The sequence below is a fragment of the Candidatus Nanopelagicales bacterium genome, from assembly GCA_018003655.1.
GTDB lineage: Bacteria > Actinomycetota > Actinomycetes > S36-B12 > UBA10799 > JAGNDY01.
The window spans coordinates 1-2,720 of sequence record JAGNDY010000162.1 but is presented as its reverse complement, the minus strand read 5'-3'; the positions used below and the strand labels follow the sequence as shown (position 1 = coordinate 2,720).

Genomic DNA, 2,720 nt, shown 5'->3' with positions numbered 1-2,720 from the left:
CCGGGGACCGTGATCGACAGTTCGGTCATGCCGACTCCCCGAACAGTTCCTGCTGCATTCCGGGATGCGAGATGTAGCCGAGGCGCTCCTCGGGCACGCCCCATCGCTCGCGACGGTCGCGCATCATGTCCTGGTATCGCTGATACGCCTTGGATTTGTGCTGACTGAATCCCAGCCCCTTGCACCAGTAGTCGTTGCGGAGAAGGGTCTTGCATACGCGCCGCCATGACGGCGCCAGGCGCTTAGCCTCAAGGGCGTAGGGGGCTTCGTCAGGGATGCCGTCCGGGTAGCCGCGCGCTACCCACCACTTCTCAAACAGCATCACCTTGTCGCGGTAGTGCTGCTCCATCGTTGGCGGCATAGACGCGATCAGCAGTTCGGCGAAACTGCGCCAGGTGTGCCCGGCGGGCTTGCTGATCCTGCGATAGCCGTTGATGTTGCCCCACTCCTGCATGTAGAGCGCGCCCCCATTAGCGCCGTTGACGCGGGCGACAACGCGTGCCCATGTCTCCGGTTCGATCAGGTGAAACAGCCACAACCCGCGCCGCTGGTCATCGCCGTAGGGTTGGCAGATCCGCATCTGATGGACGGTTAGACCCGCCTTGCCCATGAGGTCGTAGAGGTGGTTGTAGGGCCTGCCGGTACGGCCGTGATAGGTCCAGATGTCCCGCGTCTTCCAGTCATAGATCGGGTAGACGTTGAACACGCTGTCGGTGACCTGCGACGTGTACTGCTTCCCTTGCAGCTTGGTCTTGGTAGTAGAGGCGATCGTTCGGAATCGGTTGAGGGATTCGTCCGCCCTGATGCCGACTAGACACGCGGTCCGCTCGCCCTGTGCGTACCACTCGCCGAACTCGGGGACGAACTCCTCGAACTCCATCCCGCGGCCGAAGAACGGGAAGTAGCCCTCGTCGCTGATCGCGTTGTCTGGCAGCGGGCGAATCCACACGTCCCGCTTGTCGGGGTCCCAGCACAACCACTTGGGTTCATAAACCGATACGGCATTCCGCAGGGCCAGGGGTAGGCACACCCAGTATTGGTCGGTGATGTCGGCCAGGTCGTGGAAGCGTCGCTCGGCGAAGCGGATGGTGGTTTGGTACTGGCCTTCGAGATCCACTAACAGGAGGCCGAATCGCCGGCCTCGCTTGCGCGCTTCATCTTCGACAAGGGACAACATCACCCCGCTGTCCTTGCCGGCAGAGAAGGACACGTAGACGCGAGGGAAGTTGTCGAACGTCCACGCGATCCGCTCGCGGGCCGCGGTAAGCACGTCGGTGGGCAGGTAGTTCTTAGGCATCCCAGTCCCCCAAGGGGAGTGGCTCCATGACGCAGTCCTGCTGGAGTCTCCACTCTCGGATGACAGTGTCAGCAGCGGCGTTTGCTGCGTACTGCTCACCGTCGTCAAGTTGGTGCCATCCGATGCGGGTGACGTCCTCCGGGGATCCGACGGCAAGGAAGCATCCGGCGTGACCAAGCCATGCCCGGTGATTCATCCCCGGCGTCGTCAGAGCCACTTCCACCGAGCGCGGCCATTCGCGCAACGCCCGGCGCATTGACTCGGCGAACCTCTCGGGGTCTGCCATGACATCCGCAGCGGCGCTTGCGAGTCGAGCGCGCGTATCGGAGTCGTTGATGATCGCCCACATGCCGCCATCGGGGAGGTACTCCTCCATGGCGGTCCATGGATGGAATCGGCGGCTCGGTGTCGCGTGGGGGTTATTGATCTCGTTTCTGCTGAACATCAGCCGATCACCTCGAGCGGCTCATCGTCGACGTCGAGGACGGCTTCCCACGCCTGCGAGAACTCGCGGTCGGCGAACGCTTCGGCCAATCCGCTGATCTGCGCCAGGCGTAGGACCTCGTCGGGATCCATGCCTAGTTCGCGGCCGATCTTCTCGTCGGACCAGTTGCGCCGCTTGAGTTCCAGCACGATGTCCGACATTGCGTCGACCTGGTGCTTGCCGCGCGCTCGGTTGTGGCGGATCGTCGCCGCCATGCGGTCAGTTCGGTCGGCCTGCTCTGTGCGGATCTGTACGACAGGCAGGTAGCCGCGAATGCGCTCTTTGACGTCGTCACACTCGCGCCCGACGCGGTTGCGGTGGAATCCGTCGACGACCTCACGGGTACCCGACTTTTCATCGGCGTTGGTCACAATGGGTTGCGTGTATCCGTCGGCCATGATCGACACGCGCAGTAGTTCCATCTCGGGTGGAGCCACACTGTTGGGGTTGTAGTCGTTGGCCTGCACGTCGTCGCTGGGAATCCACTCGACGAGGTCGACCGGCTCCGCATTGAACGGCGAGTAGTCGGCGACCGTGCGCCGAATCTCGTTGAGAACGGCCACCTGGTCGTCGAGCGCGAGGCCATGGAACGCCTGTTCCAGCAGTAATCGCAGTTCCTCTTGCCATGTCATCGGGGCGACCTCTCCCTGGTTGGTCGGTGCGTGCTCTTGAGGTGGGCCTGAAGGGCGGACACTCCGCCAGTTCCTGACTGGCGGCACAGCGCGCAATACCAGGCGCTCATGCGTCACCGCCGCAGATGTGCTCGACCATGGGCCCTGCCAATGCCTCGTGGCAGGTGTGGCACGTCCAGGTGACCCGGTTCGCGGGGTGACGTTGCCGCGCCGCCCGCATCCCCGCGTCCTTATCGGGCGGGTAGGGGTCGTCGTCGACGATGTGGCGCCGCCACCAGTCGCTGAACGCTCCGGGACGTTCCGCGGC

General features: G+C 63.7%; 4 protein-coding genes. All 4 read right to left on the bottom strand.

All coding sequences use genetic code 11. The features are described from left to right. Positions 1-25 precede the first annotated feature (25 nt). Entirely contained in the window at positions 26-1,297 is a 1,272-nt protein-coding gene (locus tag KAZ48_11770) for a DUF3440 domain-containing protein (GenBank protein ID MBP7973468.1), read from the bottom strand. Then, positions 1,290-1,742 (bottom strand): hypothetical protein, encoded by a 453-nt coding sequence (locus KAZ48_11765; GenBank protein MBP7973467.1) that lies wholly within the window; start codon positions 1,740-1,742, stop codon positions 1,290-1,292. The genes KAZ48_11770 and KAZ48_11765 overlap by 8 nt, the downstream gene beginning before the upstream one ends. Next, on the bottom strand, positions 1,742-2,413 hold the full coding sequence (locus KAZ48_11760) for a ParB-like nuclease domain-containing protein (GenBank protein MBP7973466.1): 672 nt from the start codon (positions 2,411-2,413) through the stop codon (positions 1,742-1,744). The genes KAZ48_11765 and KAZ48_11760 overlap by 1 nt, the downstream gene beginning before the upstream one ends. Positions 2,414-2,519: 106 nt before the next feature. Beyond that, the coding region (locus tag KAZ48_11755) for a hypothetical protein (GenBank protein ID MBP7973465.1) at positions 2,520-2,720 on the bottom strand (201 nt) is incomplete at its 5' end.